The organism is Agromyces mediolanus (genome assembly GCF_023715325.1).
GTDB lineage: Bacteria > Actinomycetota > Actinomycetes > Actinomycetales > Microbacteriaceae > Agromyces > Agromyces mediolanus_A.
The window spans coordinates 111,826-135,063 of sequence record NZ_JAMBNX010000007.1 but is presented as its reverse complement, the minus strand read 5'-3'; the positions used below and the strand labels follow the sequence as shown (position 1 = coordinate 135,063).

Genomic DNA, 23,238 nt, shown 5'->3' with positions numbered 1-23,238 from the left:
TTTGACATTCTTCGCGTCCGGCCGCTTTGATGAGGGGATGCGGTACACGCGGGCCGAAGAACGACGAGCCGAAGTGGAGCGGATCCTCGCCGAAGAGGGCTATGCCTCCTCGACCGAGGTCGCCGAACGCTTGGGCGTCTCGACGATGACCATCCGGCGCGACCTCCAGCAGCTGGAGGAGTCCGGCCGAGCCCAGCGCGTCGCCGGCGGTGCGACCATCGCCATCCGCGGTCTGCCGTTCGAGCGCCGCAGTGGCGCCGAAGCCGCGCAGAAACGCCGGCTGGCCGCGATGGCGGCCGCCGAGATCGGCGACGCGGCGATGGTGGCATTGGATGCGGGCACCACCGTGGCCGGCATCGCACCGCTCCTCGAGGACGCGACCATCGTGACCCATTCGCTTCCGGTGATCACGGCGGTGGCCGGGCGCGTGGGGACCCTCGTCGCACTGGGCGGGCTCTTCCAGCCCGACACCCGCGCGTTCGCCGGGCCGATGGCCGAACAGGCCGCCCTCGAGGTGCACTGCGACATCGCCGTGCTCTCCGCCACGGGCGTGACCGGAGACGCCCTGTGGGGCACCAACGCCCTGGATGCCTCCCTGAAGCGCGTCCTCGCATCCATCGCCGACCGCGTGCTCGTGGTCGCCGACGGGACGAAGCTCGGTGCACGGGCACCGCTGCGCATCTGCGAGACCGAGCTCGTCGACCTGCTGCTCACCGACGACCGCGCCGACCCCGCGGTCTGCGACGCCCTCCGCGCGCGCGGCATCGACGTGAGGATCGCGCGATGAGCATCGCCCTCGGCGTGGTGGCCGACGACCTCACCGGGGCCTGCGACGTCGCCGCCGGGCTCGCGACGGCGGGGCTCGACGTCGACGTGCTCCTCGGCGTCCCCGGGGCGCAGGAGCCGCCGACGGGGGACGTCGCGATCGTCGCGCTCAAGTCCCGCACCGCTCCGACCGCCGAAGCCGTCGGCGACAGCACCGCGGCCGCACGCGCGCTCCGACGCTGGGGGGCCGAGCGCCTCTATCAGAAGTACTGCTCGACCTTCGACTCGACGCGGACCGGGAACATCGGGCCGGTGGCCGACGCGTTCGGAGACCTCGGAGTCGGCCCGACGATCGGCACCCCGGCCACCCCGACGGTCGGCCGCTCGATGTACGACGGGCATCTGTTCGTGGACGGCCGGCTCCTCTCGGAATCGCCCCTCGCGCAGCACCCGCTCACCCCGATGCGCGATCCCGACCTCGTGCGGGTGCTCGGGCGCCAGACCGATCGCCCGGTGGCACTGGTCCGATACTCCGTCGTGCGCAACGGCGCCGTCGCCATCGCCGAGGCGCTGCGCAGCGCCGAACAGCAGGGCGCGGGGCATGTGCTCGTCGATGCGCTCGACGACGAGGATCTGGATGCGCTCGCAGCCGCGCTCGATTCGCGACCCGGCGCCGCGCTCGGGGGCGCCGCGGGCCTCGCCGCCGCGCTGGGCCGGCGCCTGAGCAGACCGGCCTCCCGCGATGTCCAGCCCCCGCCCGAGGGGCGATGCCTCATCCTCGTCGGGAGCGCCTCGCAGCGCACCGCCCGCCAGCTCGCCGCGTACGGCGGCCCGACCTTCGCCTTCCGTGCGATCGATGCGATCTCCGCAGCCGACGAAACCGCCGATGCCGCGATCGAGGCCATCCGCGACCTCGAGCATCCGCTCGTCGCAGCGCAAGCGTCGCCCGACGAGGTCGCCGAGGCCCAACGCCGGTTCGGCGTCGCCGAGTCGGCCGCGGCGATCGAGCGCCTCCTCGCCCGCATCGCGTCTCGCGCCGTCGCGGACCTCGGCGTCCGCCGCGTGCTCGTGGCCGGCGGGGAGACGTCCGGGGCGGTCATCACCGCCCTCGGCGTCTCGCGCCTGCGCGTGCGCCGCGTGGTCGATCCCGGTGTCCCGTGGATGTCGGCCGAAGACCGCGGAGGGAGGAGCCTCGACCTCTGCCTCAAGTCGGGGAACTTCGGCAGCGACGAGCTCTTCCTCCGAGCCTGGGAGGAGGTGCCGTGACCGCCGCTCGCCTCGCCGATGCGTGCACGGTCGTCGCCGCCATGGGGCTCTCCCCCGGGTCGAGCGGCAACGCGAGCCTCCGCGACGGGTCCCGTGTGCTCGTCACCCCGTCCGGTGCGGCGCTGCGCGAGCTGTCGCCCGATTCCGTCAGCGTCCTCGACCTCGATGGTCGGCACCTCGACGGCCCCGCCCCGACCAAGGAGGCCGGGATGCACCTCGCCGTCTACCGGGCCCGGCCCGATGCCGGCTGCATCGTGCACCTGCACTCTCCGGCGGCGACCGCACTGTCCTGCATCGCGGCGCCGGGCGAGGACCCGCTGCCCCCGTACACCCCCTACCGGATCCGGCTGCTCGGGCGAACACTCACCGTGCCCTACGCCCCGCCCGGATCGGAGGAACTCGCGGCGCTCGTGGCCGACGCCTCCCGGGGTGCGCATGCCCTCCTGCTCGCCAACCACGGCGGGCTCGTCGCCGCAGCGGATCCGGCTTCGGCGGTGAGCGTCTACGAGGAGCTCGAGACCGCCGCGGAGCTGACGCTGCGGCTTCAGGGGACGGCCGCCCGGCGCCTCGATCCCGGAACGGCCTGGTCCTGACGTGCTGCTCCAGCCCATGCCTCACGCCGACCTTGCCACACCGGCGCCCACCGGGTACTCTCACGAATGTGGTAACGATGCCACATCTGCCCACCGCATCAACGAAGCTGAAGGAACGGGAATGGCTCACACCCCCACGGGGAGGCTCGGTTCATGAGTCCCCAGGTCGACCCATCGACGGAAGCCATCGTCACGCGAGACGCGTCCCGACGCCCCGGACGCAAGCCGCGACAGCGCTACGACCGTCGCGAAGCGATCGCCGGGTACCTGTTCATCTCGCCCTGGATCATCGGGTTCTGCATCTTCACCGCCGGAGCGATGATCTACAGCGTGGTGCTGGCCTTCAGCAAGTACAACCTCGCGAGGAACTCCCTCTCGCCCGCCGGCTTCGCGAACTTCGAACAGCTCTGGGAAGACCCCCGTGTCGCGATGTCCCTGGGGAACACGCTGGTCTACGCGTTGATGGCCGTCCCCGCCGAGATCGCGTTCGCCCTGCTGCTCGCGCTGATCCTGAACCGGGTCGCGCGCGGCGCCGGAATGTTCCGCACCCTCTACTACCTGCCGAAGATGACCCCGGTCGTCGCGACCGCCTCGGTCTTCCTCATCCTGCTGAACGGCAACAGCGGCGCGGTGAACGAGTTCCTCGGCTTCTTCGGCATCCAGGGGCCGCAGTGGCTCATCGACCCCGCCTGGATCAAGCCCAGCATCGTCCTGATGGCCCTCTGGACCACCGGCGGCTCGATGGTGATCTTCCTCGCCGCGCTCAAGAACGTGCCGCAGGAGCTGTACGAGGTGGCGTCCATCGACGGGGCCGGACCGGTGCGCAAGTTCGTCAACATCACGCTGCCGATGATCTCCGGTGCGATGTTCTTCAACACGATCGTGCTGACGATCGCCGCGTTCCAGGTGTTCGACCAGGCGTACGTGCTGTTCTGGCGCGACCAGTCCGGAGCTGCGCCCGAGTCCTCGCTGTTCTACGCGATCTACCTCTTCCAGCAGGCGTTCCGCCAGTTCAACTTCGGGTTCGCCGCCGCGATGGCGTGGCTGCTCTTCGTGATCATCATGTGCGTGACGTTCATCCAGATGAAGGTCGGCAACAAGTTCGTCTATTACGAGGGAGGACGCTGATGACTCTCGCTCCCACCGCGGTCGAGTCGGTCGACACCGAGACCGCCGAGGCGCCGGCTCCGCCCAAGCGCCGGAAGAAGCTCATGCCCAAGACCGTCATCGGCAGGACGCTGCTGGCGATCGTCGCGACCGGCTTCGCGCTGCTGTTCGCCTACCCGTTCCTCTGGCTGGTGTCGGCGAGCTTCAAGCCCCGCGGCGAGGTGTTCGACAACCAGCTCATCCCGAAGACGTTCTCCCCGCAGAACTACAGCGAGGTCTGGGACCAGCTGCCCCTGATGCACTGGCTCTTCAACAGCATCGGCATCGCCCTGCTCGCTGCGACCGCGGTCGCCGTCGCGAGTTCGATCGTCGCGTTCGGCTTCGCCTATTTCCGGTTCCCTGGTCGTGGGCTGTTGTTCGGGGTCGTCCTCGCGACCATGATGCTGCCGGCAGCGGTCACCATGATCCCCGTGTACCTGATCTGGAAAGAGACCGGGCTGGTCGGAACGTGGGTGCCGCTCTGGGGCGCCAACCTGTTCGGCTCGGCGTTCTACATCTTCCTCCAGCGTCAGTTCTTCATGGGCCTGCCACGGGAGCTGTTCGAGGCCGCGCGCCTCGACGGCGCGAGCTACTGGGGGATGTTCTGGCGGATCGCCATGCCGCTCTCGGTGCCCTCGTTCATCATCGTCTTCCTGTTCGAGTTCCAGGCGAGCTGGAACAACCTGCAGGGCAGCCTCATCTACCTGAACAGCGGCTCCCCCGAGGAGTTCACGGCGCCGCTCGGCATCGCGTACGCGATGACGAAGTACAGCCCCACCAACGGCGGCGAGGGCGACTATCAGTACGTCATGGTCGCGGCGCTCCTGGTGACGGTTCCGATGCTCATCCTGTTCGCCTTCGGTCAGCGGTACTTCATCCAGGGCATCGCGACGACCGGCAACAAGGGCTGACCGGACACCCGCTTCGACGGCGGTCATCGTCGAACCATATGAGAAGGTTCCCACACCGGTTGGCCCTCTCACCTCACGAAAGCGGCGAAGCTGCCGCTCCACGAAAGGAAACGAAATGAAGAAGCGGTTCACGGGCGCGGTCGCCCTGGGCGCGATCGCCGCCCTGGCCCTCACCGGCTGCGCCGGCGGAGGCGAGGAGGCCGGTGCGGACGTCGACTTCACCGCCAAGCCCTCCGGCACGCTCAGCATGTGGGGGTTCGAGAATGCGGACGATGTGGGCCAGGCGCGTCTCGACTACGCGGCGGCACAGATGCCGGACGTCGAGATCACGCACGATGCCACCGCGTTCGACTCGCAGAAACTCACCACGCGAGTCGCGAGCGGCGACGTGCCCGACGTGGTCCAGATGGACCGCCGCCTCGTCGCCCAGTACGCGGCGCAGGATCTCATCCTGCCGCTCGACGCGTGCTATGAGGCGAAGGACGTCGATCCCCAGGAGCGGTGGTACAAGATGGTCGCCGATGAAGTGACCTGGGATGACCGCGTCTGGGGCGCGCCGCAGTTCTACCAGCCCCCGGCGATCATCGTGAACCAGGCGATCCTGGCCCAGGCGGGCGTGTCGGCGGAGGACTTCGACACCTCCGACACCACCAAGCTCCTGCCCGCCATCGAGAAGGTGTACCAGGAGCAGGGCGGCAACCCGTCCGTCCTCGGATTCGACCCCAACGACGCCACCAACTCGGAGCTGTACATCCTGGCGATGGGCGGCCAGCTCACCGACGCCGACGGCAAGCCCACCCTCGACGACCCGTCCAACCAGGCCGGCATCGAGCTGCTGCAGCAGATCCACGACGCGCAGGGCGGATTCGCGAAGGACAAGAGCTTCACGGATTCGTTCGACCGGTTCGGCGACAACAACCAGTACGTCGCCGGCCAGGTCGCGGCCGAGATGAACATGCAGTGGTACGTCAACGGCCTCTCGAAGTACGCCGACCAGCTGGAGCTGGGCGTCGTACCGCTGCGTGACGCCAAGGGCGAGCCGTTCGCCGCGGCCAGCGGCTCCGCGTTCGTCATCCCGGCCGGTGCGAAGAACCCGGCCACCGCGTGCGCATGGATCACCGACGTCACCTCGCTCGGGTCGTGGGAAGCGGCCGGAGACGCCCGCGGGGAGACCCGCAAGGCCGACGGCGGGATCAACGCCGGCCTGTTCACCGGTTCCCCGGAGGCCGATCAGGTGATCAAGGAGAAGTGGGTGACCGGATCCTCCGACGCCAACTTCGACGCCGTGATCGACGACTACTACGCGATCCTGGACTACGGACGTTCGTACCCGGCATCGCCGGCCGGTCAGACGGTGCTGTCCGAGATCCGCAACGCGGTCATCGCCGTCCTGGTGGGTGAGAAGTCGATCGATCAAGCCCTCTCCGACGCCCAGTCCACGGCCATGCGCGACTACGAGTCGATGATCGCGGACTGATTTCGAACCGGACGATTCGTCGTCCCCCGGGAGGGGCGTGCCCACGTGCGCGTCCCTCCCTCCGCATCTTCTCGACCACGAGCACCCGCTGGAGCGGCATGGCCATCCGACGAATCTCACTCATCCCGCACACGCATCACGATGTCGGCTACACCAACAGTCCACGGATCATCGACCGCATGCACCGTCGCATCGTCGATCGAGTGCTCGACCTCGTTGAGCAGGATCCCGCGACCGATCCGGCGTCGCTGCGGTGGACCTTCGAGGCCGCCCGTCCCGTCGCCTCGTTCCTCGAGACGGCGGCCCCAGAGCAACGCCGGCGCTTCTTCGCTCAGCTTTCGGCCGGACGGCTGTCGGTGACCGCCGGCTACCTCAACATGACCCAGTTGCCGGACGCCCCGGAGCACGATGAGATGTTCCGCGTCGTCCGCGCGCTCCAAGCCCAGGGCATCCCCGTGCGGACCCAGCAGCACGGCGACGTCAACGGGATCTCCTGGGGCGCGACGGACCCGATGCTGGACGCCGGCGTGACCCGGCTGGTGATGGCGCTCAACCCCGACCACGGGCGTGCGCCGTTCACGCAGCCGAGCGCGTTCCAGTGGGAGACGCCGTCCGGCCGACGGGTCTTCGTGTGGCTCTCCACGCACTACGGCTACGGCGAGGAGTGGGGCATCGTCCAGGGCGACGTGTCACACGCGCTGCCCCGCATCGAGGAGTTCGTCAGCGCCCTGGACGGCCGCGACGACTACCCGTTCTCAACGGCCGTCGTGCATGCCGGCAACGACAATCGCTGGCCGACCAGGGGTCCCGCCGCCGTGGTGGAGGCCTGGAACGCGAAGCACCCCGACCTCCCGATGGCCTGCGAGACGATCGACGACGCGCTCGATGCGATCCAAGCCGAGGCGTCCACGGCCGAGCTCCCCGTCGTGCGCGGCGAGTGGGCGGACTGGTGGTCGCACGGTCACGGATCCACCGCTCGCGAGGTGGCCGTGTACCGGGAGGCCCGCACCCTGCTGCGCCAGGCGGAGACCGACTTCGCGCTCGCCCGGCTCGCCGGCGAGGGCGGGGGCGAGGGCGAGATCGCCTTCTCGGAGGTCCTCGGCTACCGACGCGCGCCAGTGCGTCTCCGCACCGCGGCGGAGGTCGACGCGGACCTCGCCGAGGTGCGCGAGTGCCTGCTGCTCTACGGTGAGCACACCTGGGGCAGCTGGGAGACCTACTCGAAGCCGCATTCGACGTTCAGCCACTCGCACCACAATGCGAAATCCTCCTTCGCCTACGCCGCCTACGACTTCGGCCGCGACTTGGCGATCGAAGCCTGGCACCGCCTCCTCCGAGTGGGTGCGAACGAGCCGGAGCTCGAGGGGCGCGTCCTGGTGTTCAATCCCTCGCCGCACGCGCGCACCGAGACCATGGACGTCGAGGTCGACGACGGCACGCGCCGGGTGGCCGTGTCCGCGACGGTCCCCGCGTTCGGGGCGGTCTCCGTCGAGGTGCCGGCCCCCGGCGAATGGGCTCCCGCTCCGGAGTCCGTCGCCGCCGGCCGGTACGAGGTGACGGTACGTCCCGAGTCCGGTGGCGTCGTGTCGATCGTCGACCGGACGAACGGCCGCGAGCTCGTGGACGGCGAGGCGGCTTGGGGCCTCGGCGCCGTGGTCACGGAGGAGATCCCGAGCGACAGCGCACATCCCGCCGTGACGGTGAGCCCGAAGCTCTTCCATCCGGATCATCCCGGTCCGGAATTCGTCCGCGCGGCGGCGTCGGGCGACGGTCCGGTCCTCGTCCGGGTGGTCGGCCCGGTGACGCAACTGCGGTGGGAATCCGCGCTCACGGGCATCCAGGCCATCGTCTCGACCTTGACCATCACCGAGGGCGCCCCCGACCTCGAGCTCGCCGTGCGGATCTCGAAAGCCGAGCGGTTCGCCCCGGAAAGCGTCCACATCGCGTTCCCGTTCGCCGTCCGGTCGCCGCGCTTCCTCCTCGAGACCGCCGGGGCCGTGTTCGAGGCGGACCACGAGCAGTTGCCCGACACCAGCAGAGACTGGTACTCGGTGCAGCATGCGATCGGCGTGGGCGGCGAGGACGGCGGGATGCTCTGGGGCACCTACGATGCCCCGCTCGTGCAGCTCGGCGCGCTGCACACCGGGGAGTGGGCGCGGCGGCTGGTCGCGCCGCGCGGCCACATCCAGAGCTGGATCGCCAACAACCTGCACTTCACGAACTTCCAGGCGCGGCAGGAGTTCACCCGGGCGTTCCGATATCGCTTCCGCCCAGCCGAGGTCACTCGCGCGACCGTGCGCGGATACGCCGCCGACCTCGCTCAGCCCCTGCAGCCGCGATTCGTGCGGGGCGAGCAGCGGCCCTTCGCCGCGCCGGTGTCGGTGACTCCCGACGACCTGCTGACGGAGTTCCGCCCGGCACCGGACGGCGGGCTGCGCGTGCGGCTCCGGAACCCGGGCGACGCCCCGGTCGCTCCCCTGATCACCGCCCCGGCCGGCTGGGAAGTGGAGTCGCCCGCCGAGATCCCCGCGTTCGGCAACGGCGAGGCGTTCATCCGCCGGACCGGCTCATGAGCCGGGGCGGTCCGTTCCGGCTGTTGTGGTGGCAGGCGCGGCGACAGCCCGGCACCCTCGCTGCGGGGATCCTCTTCGGCATCGCCTGGATGCTCTGCCAGGTGGCCTGGCCGTACCTCGTGAGCCAGGCGATCGATGGCGGCACCGCGGGCGGTTTCCGCGGCATCGTGCCCTGGGTGCTCGCACTCGCGGGCGTCGCGCTCGCGCAGGCGGGCTTCGCAGTGCTGCGGCACCGGATGGCGGTGTCGAACTGGTTGCGGTCCTCGTTGTCGCTGTCGCGTCGCGTCGCGCATCACAGCGCCGCGACCGGAGCGGCGATCAAGGCGGGGACCTCTCCGGGTGAAGTCGCCTCCACCGTGGCGAACGACGCGATCCGGATCGGGGAGCTGTTCGATGTCACGGCCCGGTTCTCGGGCGGTGTGGTCTCGTATGCGGCCGTGGGCGCCATCGCGATGGCGACCTCGGTCCAGCTCGGGATGGTCGTGCTGGTCGGCATGCCCCTCCTCGTCCTCGTCATGACGGCGTTCCTGCGACCGGTGCAGCAGCGGCAGGCGCGCTGGCGGGCCGAACAGGGCACGCTGGCCGATCTCGCGACCGACACGGTGGTCGGGCTCCGGGTGCTGCGCGGCATCGGCGGAGAAGCGTATTTCGCTCGCCGCTATGAACTCGGATCCGAGCGGTTGCGGCGGCGCGGCATCGAGATGGCGCAGGTGTCGACCTGGATGGACGCGCTGCAGATCCTCCTTCCCGGCCTGTTCATGGCCGTGGTGGTGTGGATGGCTGCGAGCCTGGTGCTGGACGGCGCCATCTCACCCGGAGAGCTCGTGACCTTCTACGGATTCTCGGTGTTCCTGATCATGCCGCTGCGCATCACGGTCGAGGCGACCGGCGCGTTCGCACGCGGTATGGTCGCTGCGCGCCGGATGACCGACGTGCTGGCCGTCGAGTCGGCGGTCAAGGATCCCGAGACGCCTGTTCCCGCGCCAGAGACGGCGACCGAACTCGCAGACGTCGCCTCCGGCATCGTGATCCGCCCCGGCCGTTTCTCGGCGATCGTCTCGGACGATCCGGCGAGCGCGACCACGGTCGCCGAGCGCCTGGCCCGTCGTGACGACCGGTCCTTGCGCGAATCCCAGGTGCTGTGGGGCGGCACCGAACTGACGCGGCACCGGGTGAAGGACGTGCGCGACCGCATCGTTCTCGTCGGCTCCGACGCCTACCTCTTCTCCGGCCCGTTGCGGAACGCGCTCGACATCCGAGAGGTGCGCCGGCCCGGGCTGCCGGGCAGCGCGGCCGCCCGACGCCGGCGGGTCGACGACGCCCTGGCCGCCGTCGCGGCGCAGGATGCATTGGACGCCCTCCCACGGGGGCTCGACGAGCACATCCCGGAGCGCGGCAGCAACTTCTCCGGCGGGCAACGGCAACGTCTGAGCCTCGCCCGCGCGCTGCTCTCGGATGCCGAGGTGCTCATCCTCGTCGAGCCGACCAGCGCGCTCGACGCGAACACCGAGGCCATCGTGGCTGCGCGCCTGCGGAGGGCCCGGAAGGGGCTGACGACCGTCGTCGTCAGTTCCAGTCCGCTGCTTCTCGCCCAGGCCGACGAGGTCCATGTGCTCGACGGCGGCCGCGTCGCGGGCACCGGCACCCACGACGGACTGTTGCGCAGGGCTGATCCGGTCGGACGCCAGTACCGCTCCGTCGTCGCCCGCACGGTCAACGACGCCGAGCCCGACGAGCCCGTCGTCTCGAACGAGACGTGGACGGGCTCGATCGACACGGTCTGGGCCCAGGCCGTCTCGACGGGCTCGATCCCCCTCCCGCACCCCATCACGAACCCGGACGAATCCGAGGAGGACTGACGTTGCTCCCCATCGCAGACGGAGCCAGAGTCCGTGCCGAAGTCGCATCGCTCATCCGCGGACACCGCATCGTGCTCTCCGTGGTCGTCGCCCTCCAGGCACTCGCCGCGGTCGCCGGCTTGCTCAGCCCGTGGCTGATCGGGCGTGCCATCGATGCGTTGACGAACGGCACCTCGACCTCGACCGGCATCGGACTGGTGCTGGTCGCGCTGGTCTGCGCGACCACGGTGCAGGCGTTGGTCACGCGTTTCGCCCAGCTTCACGCGCTGCGCCTCGGCGAGACGATCTTCGCCAGGCTTCGCGAACGCTTCCTGCGGGCCGTGCTCGGGCTCCCGCTCGCCGTCGTCGAGGCCGCCGGCACCGGCGACATGCTCGCGCGGACGACCACCGACATCGACGCGGTCGCGCAGATGGTGCGCTTCGGCATCCCCCGGATCCTCGTGACCACGACGACGGCGGCGCTGACGATCGGTGCCGCCTTCCTGGTCAGCCCGATGTTGGCGATCGCCACGCTCGCGGGCGTCCCCATCCTCTTCGCGGGGACCCGCTGGTACATCCGGCGGTCGATCCCCGCTTACCAGCGCCAGCTCGCATCGTACGGACGCCTCATCGGAGTCGTCAACGAAACCGTGGAAGGGGCGGACACGATCGATGCGCTCGCCCTGGCCACGGCGCAGCAGGCGAAGATCGACGCCGCGCTGACCGAGCGCCGCAACGCGGAGTGGTACACGCTCGGTCTCCGCTCGATCTGGTTCCCGTCGACGACGCTCGGGCTCCTCGTGCCGGTCATCGTGGTGCTGCTCGTCGGCGGTGCGGCGCTCGATTCCGGCATCGCGACCGCCGGCCAGGTGGCGGCGATCACGCTGTACACGATGCAGCTGTCGGGGCCGGTGGAGGAGCTGATCGGCTGGATGGACCGGATCCAGGTCGGTGCGGCCGCGCTCTCACGCATCGTGGGGGTGGAGGACGTCGACGCGGAGATCCGTTCCAGCCACCCGGACCCGCTCGACGAGCGGGTCGTCGCGGAGTCGGTGCGGTTCCGCTACCCCGAGGGCGGCGAGGTGCTGCACGGCATCGACCTGGTGCCCGCGGTCGGCGAGCGCATCGCCGTCGTCGGCCCGTCCGGATCCGGCAAGTCCACGCTGGGCCGGCTCCTCACCGGCATCGCCGCGCCCACCTCCGGCCAGGTCACCCTCGGCGGGGCCGAGATGGCGCAGATCCCGCTCGACGAGCTCCGGGGGCGCGTCGCACTCGTGACGCAGGAGCATCACGTCTTCGTCGGGACCCTGGCCGAGAACCTCCGACTCGCGGCTCCGGCGGCGTCGGCGCAGGAGTTGACCGCGGCGCTCGAGGTCGTAGGCGCCGACCGGTGGGCGCTGTCCATGCCGAACGGCCTCGAGACGCACGTCGGGGCGACCGGTGTGCTGCTCACGCCGGCACAGGCCCAACAGGTGGCGCTCGCCCGACTCGTGCTCCTCGATCCCCACACCCTCGTACTCGACGAGGCCACGTCGCTGATCGACCCCCGGGCTGCACGAGGGTTGGAGCAGTCCTTGGACTCGGTCCTCGAGGGGCGCACCGTGATCGCCATCGCGCACCGTCTCCACACGGCGCGGGATGCCGACCGGATCGTCGTCATGCGGGGCGGTGTGATCGTCGAGAACGGCGCTCACGACGAGCTGCTCGCCGCGGACGGCGAGTACGCCGCGCTCTGGGCCGCCTGGAGCAGCCAGGACTCGCACCCGGCATGAGCCGCCGGGTGAACCGCCGGGTGAACCGCGGTCCACGGTTCACCCGGCGCCGCTCAGCCGAAGGCCCCGAGGCTGTCCACGACGCGGCCGACCGGCCGGGTCTCGTCCCAATCGACGATGCCGCCGGCCCGCGCGATCTCGGCGTAGTGCAGCGCCGAGTCCTTGAGGATCCGCTCGCCCGTCCGGTAGTCGACGTAGACCATGCCGAACCGGGGGCGGTAGCCGAGCGCCCATTCGAAGTTGTCCATCAGCGACCAGTGCAGGTAGCCCGTCACGGGCGCCCCCTGAGCGATGGCCACACGTATCGCCTCGAGGTGGGCGCGCAGGTAGCGGATCCGACGCACGTCGTGCACCTGCCCGTCGTGGCTCGGTGAATCACCGTAGATGGCGCCGTTCTCGGTGATCATCAGCGGGACGCCCGGGTACTCCCGGTGCAGGCGCAGCAGCAGTCCGGTCAGCGCCTCCGGGACGATCTCCGTGCCTTCGTCGGTACGCGCGGCAGCCGGGTCCGAGACGACCTGCCACGGGAAGGGACGGTCCGGTCCGACCTCCGCCGCCTTCATGACGCGTTGCGTGTAGTAGTTGATGGCGAGGAAGTCGCTGCGACCCGCGATCCGCGCCTCGTCTCCGTCGCGGATGATCCCGTCGAGCCCGCCGCCGATGGCTCGCTCCCAATGCTCACGCATGTCCGCCGGGTAGCCGCCGCCGAGCAACGGCTCCAAGAACCAGCGGTTCACGTATCCGTCGGAGCCGCGGGTCGCCGCGATGTCGGCGGGATCGTCGCTCGCCGGGACGCAGGGAAGCAGGTTCGGGGCGGCGCCGATGCGCCCGCTGGTGTGGGCGCGCATGACGTCGACCGCGGCACCGTGTCCCAGCAGCACGTGATGTCCGGCGGAGACGGCGGCGCGGAGGTCGCGGACGCCCGGCGCGTGCAGGCCGAGCTGGTACCCGAGGAGTTGGATGATCCAGGGCTCGTTCTGCGTGATCCACCAGGGCACCCGGTCGCCCAGCCGCCGCGCGGCGGCCTCGGCGTACTCGGCGAACGCGTCGACCGTGCTCCGTGCGGCCCAGCCGCCGTCCGCCATCAGCGCCGACGGCATGTCCCAGTGGTTCAGCGTCACGACCGGCGTGATCCCGCGGGCGAGCAGCGCATCGACGATCCGGTCGTAGTGGTCGAGCCCACGGGTCTCGATGCGCCCGGTCCCGTCGGGCACGATCCGTGACCAGGCCAGCGAGAAGCGGTACGCGTTGAGATTCATCCGCTCGAGCAGCTCGAGGTCCTCCGGCCAGCGTCGGTACGAGTCGCAGGCGACGGCGGCGTCCCCGCCGCCCTCGATCGCCCCGGGCCGGGCCGCGAAGTCCTCCCAGATGGATCGCCCACGGCCATCCGCATCCAATGAACCCTCGATCTGGTAGGCGCTCGTCGCCGCCCCCCAGAGGAAGCCGTCGGGGAATCCGGTCATACAGTCGTCTCCTTGTTCGGTTCTCGTGCGCCCGCATCGACCGGCTCGGCCGATGCGCTCACCGCTCGTGCCGCGGTCGGGCCGAGGTTCAGCGGGGCCCAGATCGTCTGCACTGCCGGGCTCTGGTCCAGTTCGTACGCTCTTCGGGCACGGAACCACTCGAGGATCTCGTCGTGCCCCGGCTCGAGCGCGAGGTTGTGCTGCTCGTCCGGGTCGGAGCGACGGTGGTACAGCTCCTCGACGAGTCGATCCGGTGTCGATTTGCCGAACCAGTACACGTACTTCCACTCCTCCGTCTCCAGCAGCTGCCAGCGCGTCCCCGACTCGGCGAACCCGTACTCGCGCACGCTGCCGGTCTCGCCACGCACGATCGGCAGCAATGAGCGCGCGGGAATGTCGCCGGCGAACGCGAGGCCGTCGCCGCGCAACTGCGCGGGGTCGATCCCCGCGCTGTCGAGGATCGTCGCGGCGACGTCGACGAGCGAGACCGGCGTCGAGTTCCGCGCGGAATCGAGGTGATCCGGATGCCGCACCGCCAGTGGGATGGACGCCGACTGCCACCAGGGCACCGCCTTCCCCATGCGTCCGTGATCGCCGAGCATCTCACCGTGATCGGACGTGAACAACAGGACGGTGTCGTCCAGCAGATCGTGCTCCTCGAGGTAGTCGATGATCCGCCCGATCTGAGCGTCGATGAGCTGGATCATCGCCTTGTAGTTCCGGCGCTTCTGCCAGAGCCCCTCCTTCTGCTCGCTCGTGAGCGGCTCGTCCTCGACGAAGTCGTCGACCTCCTCGTACGGAACGCGGTCGATCCAGGATTGCGGCGGGTCGAAGGGCATGTGCGGACCGCAGAACGAGGTGAAGAGGAAGAACGGCTTGTCGCGCGGGCGGTCGCGAAGGAATCCGAGCGCCCGGTCGGCGGTCACCACGTCGATGTAGTCCTCCTCGGGGAGGAAGGTGGGCTGGACCGCCTCGGCCTTGTGGACGATGCCGTCCTCGGACTCCAGGCTCGCCTCGACGAAGTCGAGGTACGTCTCGCGGAGGCCGCGCTCTTCGAGGTGCTTGCCGTAGTCGCAGTAGTTGCGCAGCATGAGCTGCTTCCCAGCGGTCTCCCACAGCTCGTCGAAGCCGAACCCGCGGACCTGTTCACGCAGGGCGACGAGGTCGAGGATCTTCCCCCGCGGGGTGTCGCCGGCCCAGGTGGCGAGCACGTGCAGCTTGCCCGCCGCGGCGGTGTGGTAGCCGTTCCTCTGCAGGATCTGCGCGTAGGTCGGGATGGTGGGATCGAGATCACCGTACATCGCGAGCATCCCGATCTGGTGCGGGTACCGACCGGTGAGCAAGGAGGCGCGCGCGGGTGCGCAGATCGGGTTGCTGCTCGTGCAGCCGCTGAACGCCGTTCCTTCGGCGATCCGGTCGATGTGCGGCGTCGCGACGTTCCCGCTCCCGCTGTAGCCGACGTAGTCGCGACGCTGCTCGTCGGTCATGAACAGGATGATGTTCTTGCGTGTGGTCATGCGGAGGTCCCCTTCGAGTCCGTGATCTGCTTCGAGTCCGTGATCTGCGGCGGAGGTGCGAGGTGCGTGGGCACCGGATGGTACGGGCGTCCGGGGACGAGCGCCCCGCCGTCGACGAACCCCTCCGGTCGGTCGGCCAGCGCGGCGATCAGCATCTGCCGCCACTCCTTCAGCCGGTCAGCCTGGCCCTCGTGCTCGGCGAGGTCGATGGCCTCGCCAGGATCCGCTCGGAGATCGAAGAGGTGCTCCCGCCCCGTCTCCGTGAACCACACGTACTTCGTCCGGCCGTCGGTGAGTGCCTGGAAGGAGCTCCCGTCCCCGTTCGCGAGCTCCAGGTGGACCGGATCGCGGTCGAGGGGCGCGGCGGTCGTGAGCAGGGGGCGGAGGCTCACCCCGTCGATGCCTGCGGGAGCCTCGACTCCGGCGAAGTCGAGGAGCGTCGGCATGACGTCCTCCAGCGAGACCGGGCTGTCCAACACGGTCCCCGGGCGGATGCCGTACCGCTCGGGGGCGCGAATCAGGAGCGGGATGCGTGCCGCGCCCTCATAGGGCAGCGACTTCCGCCAGAGGTGGTGGTCACCGAGCATCTCGCCGTGATCGGCGGTCACCGCCACGACCGTGTTCCCGGATTGCGCGCCGGCCCCTCTCAGGCCGTTCAGCATCGTCAGCACCCGGCCGAGCTGATCGTCGATGTGGTTGATGAGGCCGTAGTAGGCCGCCCGGGCGGCGCGGCCGAGCTCTCCGTCGAGGCGGGCGCGCGCCGCGTCCGGCGCATGGGGCGTATCGGGCTCGTCCGCCCAGTCTCCGACGACGGGCTCGGGGAGCTCCATCCGCAGATACCGATCGAGGTAGAAGGCCGGCGGCACCAGCGGGGGGTGCGGGGCGAGCAGCGAGATCGTGAGGAAGTACGGTTGCGACGGATCACGGCGCTGCAGGAACCGGCGTGCCTGGGTGATCGTCCACGCGGTGAAATGGGTGTCGTCCGGATACGGCCACGGTGCGACCGTCCAATCGTTCTGCATGATGCCGGTCGAGTACAGCGGTCCGCCGTAGGGGTCGGCCGGATCGTGTTCCGCATCGGTGCCGAGGCGCTCGGCGAGCCAGCGCTGGTAGTCCTCGCCGATGGTCATCTCGTCGTAGCCGAACCGCTTGCGGGCGGGGTGCTGGTGCATCTCCCGTCCGACGAGCTGCGTGTGATAGCCGGCCGCCCGCAGCAGCGCGGGCAAGGTGCGCTCCTCGTCCCACTCCACGCCGTCGCGGAACCCGAGCAGCCCATGGCTGCGAGGGGCTTGCCCGGAGAGCAGCGACCGGCGGGCAGGAATGCACACGGGCGCGGTGGAGTACGCATGCGTGAAGCGGGCACCTGCGGCGGCCAGGCCGTCCAGCCGCGGAGTCAGGACCGGGTGGCGTCCCTCGATGCCGAGGCAGTCGCCGCGCAGCTGGTCGGCGACGATGAGGATGATGTTGGGGCGAGGCATCTCAGCTCCGTTCTCCGGGAAGGGCGTCCGGCGAGGGCCGCACGGTCAGTGGCTCGACGTTCCAGGCGTCCAGCCAGAGCATCCGCTCCTCCGCCGGCACCCCGCTCCAGCGCACGGCGAGCGTGCGGCGCTCGCCCGGGAGCAGCGGCCGAGGGTCGTCCCGGACGATGACGCTCCCGGGAGCCCCCCACGGCCGCCCGTCATGCAGCGCAGGCCCGACGACGGCCGGGCCGCCGGTGTGGGCGATCGTGACACTCCAGTCGTCCCCCTGCTCGACGACGCGCACGGTGAGGTGTGCGGGGCGGAGCTCCGTCAGCGGCGCGAGGTCGCTCCCGAGACTCGCGACCGTGCGCTCGAGGTCGACGAGCGTCCCGTCGGGTCCGTGCCATCGTGCCTCCCAGATCGCGATTCCGCCCTCCGGCGGCCGCGGCACGACGAGCGCTGCGACGGCGGTCGGGGCGGCGATCGCGGGCAGGTCCGTGACGTTCGTCTCGGCCAGGATGGCGCCGTCAGCATCGCGCAGGAGGAACCGCAGCTCCGAACCGCGCTCGATGCCGTCCTCCGCCCACAGCCAGGCCTGAGCGGTGGGGTCGGAGGCGTCGCCCCAAGCGGACTGCGCGGTGCGGATGGTCGCTCGGTTCCGCCCGAAGGCCCGCCGCGCCGCGTGGAGGGCCGGCTTCGCCTCGCCCGACCACTCGACGACGCTCGTGCACCAGGCATTCGGGAAGCTCTCGGCGAGCTGCCACGGCAACACCATGCTGCATCTCGGCCAACGGCGACGGTCGGCCTCGATCGCGTACTGGAGGCCGGTCGCCTGCAGCCACTGACTCGCCCGCTGCATGCGGGCGAGGTCCGCGATGCGGCCGCCGAAGGAGTCGGCGACGAGTCCGGCGTTGTTCCACCATTGCCCGAGGTGGCGGTAGACGGGATTGCTCAGATCGGCCGGCCATCGTCGCCCCGCCGGCACGATCGCCCGGAGGGAGCGCATGCTGGCCATTCCCTCGACGCCGAACTCCGTGTGGGCGAGGCTCGTTCCCGCATCGGCGAGCGTGTGCTGTCCGATCAGGCCCTGATGCTCCCACGGGCCGTGCACGTCGTGTTGATCGTCGGGGGCCTCCGCGATGCGGTCCAGTCGATGATGGAAGGTCGGACCCGACGGCGAGGTGGGCAGCCAGGGGCGTCCTGGGTCGATGCGGGCGAGCGCGCTGCGCATGGCCGCCAGTACGGGCGAACGCGCTTCGTCCAGCGGGCCGGCCGCATCCTCCAGCTCGTTGCCTCCGCACCACAGGAACAGGCTCGGATGCCGCGCCAGTCGTGCGGCGGCCATGGTGGTCTCCTCGACCGCGTGCGCGATGAAGTCCGCGTCCGTCGCCGGGGTGCTCGTGATCCCGGAGCTGGACTGCGGGAGCTCCTGCCACACCAGGAGTCCGCGCTCGTCGCACGCCTCGTAGAAGTGGTCGGACTCGAGGAGACCACCGCCCCAGACGCGCAGGATGCGCGCCCCGGACTCCACGGCGAGGTCGAGCAGGTGATCGACCCGCTGGTGCTCGATGGCGCCGAACAGCAGGTCCGCCGGCGCCCAGTTCCATCCGACGAGCGGGAGGACGCGGCCGTTGACCTCCGCGGTGTACCCCAGCGCCGTCGACGGCGCCCCGGGGTTCGGGATCAGGCGGGCACTGCGGAAGGCGACCCGCATCACGCGCTCGTCCAAGAGCCGGCCGTGGTCCGAGACCGTGACCCGCAGCTCGTAGAGGACCTGATCCCCCATGCCCACCGGCCACCAGCGCCGGACGTCCGGAACGGAGAGCTTCAGTCGGGCGCTGGGCCCGACCAGCTCGACCGAGGTGGCGGCCGTACTGCGCCCGTCGAGGGAGAGTTCGGCCGTCACCGTGGTGCCCGCGCCCGCGACGGTCGCATCGATCACGACCTCCCCGGCGGGATCGCCGACGTCCACGTGCGTGCGGGCGTGGACCGACGCGAACCCAGAGCTTCCGGTGATCAGGCGCACCCCCCGCCAGACGCCCTGATGCCGCATCCGGGGTGCGAAGTCCCAGCCGCTGCCGACCCGCGGAGCGAGCCGGCGCACCCGTTCGGTGCGCCCGACCTGGGGTTCGGTGTCGAGCGCGGGACGCACCACGACCGCGAGGGTGTGCGGCCCGGGTGACACCTCGGGCTCCCCCGCCTCGCCCAGCCGCACCCGGAGGGCCCGGAAGAGGCCGTCGACCGTGCCGACCTCCCGCCCGTCCCAGAAGACGCTGCCGCCGGGGTCGATCCCGTCGAGTTCGAGCCACGCCGCCTCGCCCGGTTCGAGGTCGGGCAGCTCCACCGAGCGCCGATACACCCAGTGGCGGTCGCCGACCCACTCCACCTCGCGGCTGCGTCGCGCCTGTCGCGGCTCGGGCACTTCACCGGCGCGGATCAGGTCGTCGAGCACGGAGCCCGGGACGCGAGCGGGGATCCACACCGCCGAGTCGGCCGCCGAGGTGACGCTGTTGCGCCGATCGATGAGTTTGGAGACCACCCACTGCCACGTGTCGCCCAGCGCTTCACGCAGCTGCCAGCCCTCGCCTTCGAGACGTTGGATCACCCTCACTCCTCGCTGGTTCATCCCACGATATGGGAACGTTACCACTCGCCGGCACGACGTCCTTCCGGCACCCCGCTCCTCAGTCGGTCAAGGTTGCAGCGGCCTGCCGCGCCGCGCCGATCGCGACGTACTCCTGCGCCGGCGGCACCGTCACCGGAAGCCGGAGCACGTCGGACGCGAGTTCGCGCACCGCCTCGGATCGGGCGCCACCGCCGATCAGCAGGACCCGCTCGAGCGGGACCTCGAGGCCGCGGAGCGCGTCGAGACCAGCGCTGAGGCCGCGGAGCATGCCCTCGACCGCCGCTCTGGCGAGATTCTCACGCGTCGTCGAGGCGAGCGTCATCCCCGACAGCGTCGCCGTGGCATCCGGGAGGTCGGGCGTTCGCTCACCGACGAAGTACGGCTGCAGACTCAACCCGCCGGCGCCAGGCTCCGCTCGCAGGGCGAGGGCGCTGAACGCCTCGGCGTCGACGCCGAGCAGGGCGGCGGTCACGTCGAGGACCCGAGCCGCGTTGAGCGTCGCGACCAGCGGAAGGAATCCGCCGGCCACATCGGCGAACCCGGCGACGGCCCCCGTGGGATCCGCGACCGGCTCACGGCTCACGGCGAAGACCGTGCCGGATGTGCCGATCGAAACGACCGCGTCACCGGCGACTGCACCGAGCCCCAGAGCCGCCGCCGCGTTGTCACCCGCGCCCGCGGCGACCCGGCGGCCTCCCGCGTCCAGCACGGATCCGGCAGGGTCGAGCACCGGAGGCAGGAGCGCGTCGTGGCCGAGCGCGGCGATGAGCAGGTCTCGGTCATAGCGCCCGGTCGCGGGACTCCAGTAGCCGGTGCCGGACGCATCGGAGCGATCGGTGAACAGCTCATCGAGCACGGGGTGCGTCGGCCCGAACCCGCGCAGCCGCCAGGTCAGCCAATCGTGCGGGAGCGCGACGCAGGCCACCCGCGCCGCGTGCTCGGGCTCGGTGTCGCGGAGCCAGCGCAGCTTGGTGATCGTGAACGACGCGACCGGCACCAGGCCGGTGCGTGAGGCCAAGGCCTCGGCGCCGAACTCCGAGATCAGTGCCCGAGCGGCGGGTCCGGAGCGGGTGTCGTTCCACAGCAACGCGTCGCGGATCACGTGACCGCCCGCGTCGAGGGCGACCATGCCGTGCTGTTGACCGGCGATCGACCAAGCGGCGACGTCCGCCATCCCGCCGGCGTCCGCGATCGCGAGCTGCAGCGCCTCCCACCACGCCTCGGGGTCGACGGAGCTCCCGTCCGGATGCGGTGCGCGCCCCGCGCGAACGATCGACCCCGACGTGGTGTCGACGATCACGACCTTGCACGCCTGCGTCGAGGAGTCGACCCCCATCACGAGCGCCATGTCAGCGTCTCACCTCACCGGCGCGCGCCGAGGAGATGCTCCGTGGCGAGCTGCTGCAGTCGCACGAACCCGAAGCCTTCCGCGTCCAGGTAGGAACCGGCGTCGAAGTCTTCGTATGCCGTGCGGTCCGCGAGGAGTTCGTCGTACGACTCGCCGGCCCCGAGCGTGGGCAGCGCGAGCTCGGGCACCCGTGCCGCCGTCAGCGCTTCCTGCACCTCCGGGTCCGCGCGGAACGAGGCCGCACGCTCCTTGAGGAGGAGGTACATGCGCATGTTCGCGGCGGCCGACTCCCACACGCCCTGCTCGTCCTCGGTGCGGCTGGGCTTGTAGTCGAAGTGCCGGGGGCCGTCGTAGGCCGGGCCCCCGCCGGGGCCGCCGTGCTCGAGCAGGTCGACCAGCGCGAACGCGTTGTGCAGGTCGCCGTGGCCGAAGACCAGGTCCTGGTCGTACTTGATGCCGCGCTGGCCGTTCAGGTCGATGTGGAAGAGCTTCCCGTGATACAGGGCCTGGGCGATACCGGCCGCGAAGTTGAGGCCCGCCATCTGCTCGTGCCCGACCTCGGGATTCAGACCGACGAGGTCCGGGCGCTCGAGCGAGTCGATGAACGCGAGGGCGTGGCCGAGCGTCGGCAGCAGGATGTCGCCGCGCGGCTCGTTCGGTTTGGGCTCGATGGCGAAGCGGATGTCGTAGCCCCGGTCGGTCACGTAGGCGACGAGGAGATTCACCGCCTCGCGATAGCGCTCGAGCGCCAGACGGATGTCCTTGGCGGAATCGTATTCGGCGCCCTCCCGCCCGCCCCACATCACGAACGTGGTGGCCCCCAGCTCTGCCGCCAGGTCGAGGTTGCGCAGCACCTTTCGAAGCGCGAAGCGACGAACCCGACGGTCGTTCGAGGTGAACCCGCCGTCCTTGAAGACGGGAGCGCTGAAGAGGTTCGTCGTGACCATCGGGACGACCATGCCCGTGTCGGCGAGCGCGCCCGTCAGGCGATCGATCTGCCTTCGGCGCTCGAGGTCGGTCGACCCGAACGCGAACAGGTCGTCATCGTGGAAGGTCAGGCCGTAGGCACCGAGATCAGCGAGGTTCTCGACCACGCGCACGACGTCCAGCGGTGATCGCGTAGGGCCGCCGAACGGATCCGCCCCGTTGTACCCGACGGTCCACAGACCGAAGCTGAACCTGTCCTCTTTCGTCGGCTCCATGACCAGAATTCCCGCCTTCGCAAATTTGTTGTTGCGCACAACATATCATCGACGGGCGGCCCACCCAAGGACGGCCGCCGACCGGCGGATATGGTGGTGTCGCACGACGGCGGTGAGGAGACCAGATGAGCCGGCCCACCCCCGCCCCGCGCTCGGACGGCATCCGGCGGGCGAACCTCTCGGTCGTACTGCGCCTGATCCACGAGCGCGGACCCCGGTCGCGCGCCGAGCTCACCCGCGAAACCGGCTTGAACCGGTCGACCGTGGCTCACCTCATCGCAGCGCTCTCCGCTCGGGGACTGGTCGCCGAACGCGACCCCACCCCCCAGCGCCGCGTCGGGCGACCCAGCCCGGTGGTCGCCGCGAGCGACGACCTCGTCGCTCTCGCGGTGAACCCGGAAGTCGACGCCATCGAGGTCGCGGCCGTGTCCCTCGCGGGCCGTGTGCGGGAGCGCAGCCGGGTCCTCTGCCCTGAGGCGCCGACCGTCGCCGAGGTCGTGCGCGTCGTCGACTCCGTCCTCCGGGAGTGGCGCTCCGGCCCGCTCCGGGCGGCCCGACTGGCCGCGGTCGGCGTGGCCGTCCCCGGACTGGTCCAGGCTCGGACCGGAACGGTGAGATTGGCCCCGCACCTCGGGTGGCACGACGCGGATCTGGCGAGCCCGCTCGCGGCGGCGATCGGCGTCCCGGTCGCGGTCGACAACGACGCCACGCTGGGCGTGCTGGCCGAGCGACTGTTCGGCGCCGCCGCGCACGACGACGACGTCATCTATCTCAACGGTGGAGCGAGCGGCATCGGCGGCGGGATCGTCCTGCGCGGCATCCACATCCGCGGGGCGGACGGCTACGCCGGAGAGTGGGGCCAGGTCTCCCTCGGCGGGCCGGATTCCGGCGTGCTCGAGGACGAGGTCAGCCGCGCGCGGCTCCTGCGGATCGCTCGACTCGGCCCGGTCGACGACCACGCCCTCGCCGCTGCGCTCGCGGATGCCTCGCCCGCGCTCCGCGCCGAGGTGGACCGCCAGCGCTCGCTCCTCGCCGTCGCACTCGGCAACGCCGTCAACGTGCTCAACCCGTCGAAGGTCGTGCTCGGCGGCTTCCTCGCCCTCCTCCGCGAGCGCGGAGCGGACGAGTTCGATGCGCTCGTCCGCAGGCGGGCCATGCCCGCGCCGGCCGAACGCGTGACGCTGACGTCCGCGGCGCTCGGGGCGGACCGGCTCCTCATCGGCGCGGCCGAGGCCGCGTTCGCCGAGCTGCTGGACGACCCCCTGGCCATGTAGCGCGAGC

Annotated in this window: 16 protein-coding genes; 10 read left to right on the top strand and 6 right to left on the bottom strand. The window is 70.7% G+C overall.

The window, feature by feature from the left end; translation table 11 throughout:
• Nucleotides 1-37: 37 nt before the first annotated feature.
• The 9 genes from M3147_RS13480 (at nt 38) to M3147_RS13440 (ending at nt 12,341) form a co-directional block, all read left to right on the top strand.
• Nucleotides 38-787, top strand: a complete 750-nt coding sequence (locus tag M3147_RS13480; RefSeq protein WP_251203981.1) for a DeoR/GlpR family DNA-binding transcription regulator — start codon at nt 38-40, stop codon at nt 785-787.
• A complete protein-coding gene (gene otnK, locus M3147_RS13475) occupies nt 784-2,031 on the top strand; it encodes a 3-oxo-tetronate kinase (RefSeq protein WP_251203980.1) in 1,248 nt (415 codons plus the stop codon). The genes M3147_RS13480 and otnK overlap by 4 nt, the downstream gene beginning before the upstream one ends.
• Nucleotides 2,028-2,624, top strand: coding sequence for a class II aldolase/adducin family protein (locus M3147_RS13470; protein ID WP_251203979.1), 597 nt, complete (start codon nt 2,028-2,030; stop codon nt 2,622-2,624). Before otnK ends, M3147_RS13470 begins: the two co-directional genes overlap by 4 nt.
• A 153-nt stretch (nt 2,625-2,777) precedes the next feature.
• On the top strand, nt 2,778-3,752 hold the full coding sequence (locus M3147_RS13465) for a carbohydrate ABC transporter permease (RefSeq protein ID WP_251203978.1): 975 nt from the start codon (nt 2,778-2,780) through the stop codon (nt 3,750-3,752).
• Nucleotides 3,752-4,681, top strand: a complete 930-nt coding sequence (locus M3147_RS13460; protein ID WP_251203977.1) for a carbohydrate ABC transporter permease — start codon at nt 3,752-3,754, stop codon at nt 4,679-4,681. The genes M3147_RS13465 and M3147_RS13460 overlap by 1 nt, the downstream gene beginning before the upstream one ends.
• Before the next feature lie 115 nt (nt 4,682-4,796).
• Nucleotides 4,797-6,158 (top strand): ABC transporter substrate-binding protein, encoded by a 1,362-nt coding sequence (locus M3147_RS13455; RefSeq protein WP_251203976.1) that lies wholly within the window; start codon nt 4,797-4,799, stop codon nt 6,156-6,158.
• A 98-nt stretch (nt 6,159-6,256) separates the two neighbouring features.
• Nucleotides 6,257-8,731, top strand: coding sequence for a hypothetical protein (locus M3147_RS13450; RefSeq protein WP_251203975.1), 2,475 nt, complete (start codon nt 6,257-6,259; stop codon nt 8,729-8,731).
• Complete coding sequence (locus M3147_RS13445; protein WP_251203974.1) at nt 8,728-10,590, top strand: ABC transporter ATP-binding protein; 1,863 nt, start codon at nt 8,728-8,730, stop codon at nt 10,588-10,590. Before M3147_RS13450 ends, M3147_RS13445 begins: the two co-directional genes overlap by 4 nt.
• 2 nt (nt 10,591-10,592) lie before the next feature.
• The gene (locus M3147_RS13440; protein ID WP_251203973.1) at nt 10,593-12,341 is read left to right on the top strand and encodes an ABC transporter ATP-binding protein; all 1,749 of its coding nucleotides are present in this window, start codon (nt 10,593-10,595) and stop codon (nt 12,339-12,341) included.
• A 53-nt stretch (nt 12,342-12,394) separates the two neighbouring features.
• Here M3147_RS13440 and M3147_RS13435 read toward each other — a convergent pair whose 3' ends face one another.
• The 6 genes from M3147_RS13435 to xylA all read right to left on the bottom strand — a co-directional run bounded on the left by M3147_RS13435 (nt 12,395) and on the right by xylA (nt 21,957).
• Complete coding sequence (locus M3147_RS13435) at nt 12,395-13,804, bottom strand: GH1 family beta-glucosidase (protein ID WP_251203972.1); 1,410 nt, start codon at nt 13,802-13,804, stop codon at nt 12,395-12,397.
• Nucleotides 13,801-15,321: a sulfatase family protein gene (locus tag M3147_RS13430; RefSeq protein ID WP_251203971.1), complete on the bottom strand. Its 1,521-nt coding sequence runs from the start codon at nt 15,319-15,321 to the stop codon at nt 13,801-13,803. Before M3147_RS13430 ends, M3147_RS13435 begins: the two co-directional genes overlap by 4 nt.
• Nucleotides 15,318-16,799 carry a sulfatase-like hydrolase/transferase gene (locus M3147_RS13425; protein WP_251203970.1) on the bottom strand — a complete coding sequence of 494 codons (1,482 nt, stop codon included), beginning with the start codon at nt 16,797-16,799 and terminating at the stop codon, nt 15,318-15,320. Before M3147_RS13425 ends, M3147_RS13430 begins: the two co-directional genes overlap by 4 nt.
• A 1-nt stretch (nt 16,800) precedes the next feature.
• Nucleotides 16,801-19,386, bottom strand: a complete 2,586-nt coding sequence (locus M3147_RS13420; protein WP_251203969.1) for a glycosyl hydrolase 2 galactose-binding domain-containing protein — start codon at nt 19,384-19,386, stop codon at nt 16,801-16,803.
• A 79-nt stretch (nt 19,387-19,465) separates the two neighbouring features.
• Nucleotides 19,466-20,755: a xylulokinase gene (gene xylB, locus M3147_RS13415; protein ID WP_251203968.1), complete on the bottom strand. Its 1,290-nt coding sequence runs from the start codon at nt 20,753-20,755 to the stop codon at nt 19,466-19,468.
• A 14-nt stretch (nt 20,756-20,769) separates the two neighbouring features.
• On the bottom strand, nt 20,770-21,957 hold the full coding sequence (gene xylA, locus M3147_RS13410; protein WP_439954201.1) for a xylose isomerase: 1,188 nt from the start codon (nt 21,955-21,957) through the stop codon (nt 20,770-20,772).
• A 125-nt stretch (nt 21,958-22,082) separates the two neighbouring features.
• Between xylA and M3147_RS13405 the strand changes: the two genes are divergently transcribed.
• Nucleotides 22,083-23,231, top strand: a complete 1,149-nt coding sequence (locus M3147_RS13405) for an ROK family transcriptional regulator (protein ID WP_251203967.1) — start codon at nt 22,083-22,085, stop codon at nt 23,229-23,231.
• Nucleotides 23,232-23,238 lie beyond the last annotated feature (7 nt).

What these genes read in the sequence shown, in the direction of transcription:
- xylA (WP_439954201.1), bottom strand. Translation starts at nt 21,957, where the DNA reads ATGGAGCCGACGAAAGAGGACAGGTTCAGCTTCGGTCTGTGGACCGTC.
- M3147_RS13445 (WP_251203974.1), top strand. Translation starts at nt 8,728, where the DNA reads ATGAGCCGGGGCGGTCCGTTCCGGCTGTTGTGGTGGCAGGCGCGGCGA.
- M3147_RS13460 (WP_251203977.1), top strand. Translation starts at nt 3,752, where the DNA reads ATGACTCTCGCTCCCACCGCGGTCGAGTCGGTCGACACCGAGACCGCC.
- xylB (WP_251203968.1), bottom strand. Translation starts at nt 20,755, where the DNA reads ATGGCGCTCGTGATGGGGGTCGACTCCTCGACGCAGGCGTGCAAGGTC.
- M3147_RS13435 (WP_251203972.1), bottom strand. Translation starts at nt 13,804, where the DNA reads ATGACCGGATTCCCCGACGGCTTCCTCTGGGGGGCGGCGACGAGCGCC.
- M3147_RS13480 (WP_251203981.1), top strand. Translation starts at nt 38, where the DNA reads ATGCGGTACACGCGGGCCGAAGAACGACGAGCCGAAGTGGAGCGGATC.
- M3147_RS13430 (WP_251203971.1), bottom strand. Translation starts at nt 15,321, where the DNA reads ATGACCACACGCAAGAACATCATCCTGTTCATGACCGACGAGCAGCGT.
- M3147_RS13450 (WP_251203975.1), top strand. Translation starts at nt 6,257, where the DNA reads ATGGCCATCCGACGAATCTCACTCATCCCGCACACGCATCACGATGTC.
- M3147_RS13455 (WP_251203976.1), top strand. Translation starts at nt 4,797, where the DNA reads ATGAAGAAGCGGTTCACGGGCGCGGTCGCCCTGGGCGCGATCGCCGCC.
- otnK (WP_251203980.1), top strand. Translation starts at nt 784, where the DNA reads ATGAGCATCGCCCTCGGCGTGGTGGCCGACGACCTCACCGGGGCCTGC.
- M3147_RS13465 (WP_251203978.1), top strand. Translation starts at nt 2,778, where the DNA reads ATGAGTCCCCAGGTCGACCCATCGACGGAAGCCATCGTCACGCGAGAC.
- M3147_RS13425 (WP_251203970.1), bottom strand. Translation starts at nt 16,799, where the DNA reads ATGCCTCGCCCCAACATCATCCTCATCGTCGCCGACCAGCTGCGCGGC.
- M3147_RS13405 (WP_251203967.1), top strand. Translation starts at nt 22,083, where the DNA reads ATGAGCCGGCCCACCCCCGCCCCGCGCTCGGACGGCATCCGGCGGGCG.